The organism is Robertmurraya sp. DFI.2.37, from assembly GCF_029211245.1.
GTDB lineage: Bacteria > Bacillota > Bacilli > Bacillales > Cytobacillaceae > Robertmurraya > Robertmurraya methanolica_A.
Window position 1 is genome coordinate 1 of record NZ_JARGEJ010000973.1, and the last position, 255, is coordinate 255.

Annotated in this window: 1 pseudogene; it reads left to right on the plus strand. The window is 43.1% G+C overall.

The window, feature by feature from the left end:
* Window positions 1-255 (plus strand): annotated as a pseudogene (locus PZE06_RS34315) (IS21 family transposase); the annotation flags it as partial.

Below are 255 nucleotides of genomic sequence, written 5' to 3' on the forward strand. Positions count from 1 at the left end.
TTGCATGGCTAGAAGAGTATCCTCACCTGAGTAGTGCTCAAATTCATGATTGGCTTTTGGAGAGATATCCAGACCTATCGGTCGGTGGAAGTACGGTGAGGTCTTATGTGAAAGAGATTCGCGAAGTTTATCAGATTGAGAAAAAGGTCATTGTACGTCAATACGAAGCAGTTCCTGAACAACCAATGGGTAAACAACTTCAGGTAGACTGGGGTGAAACCAAACAGAAGACGGCAGACAACAAAGAAATCAAAC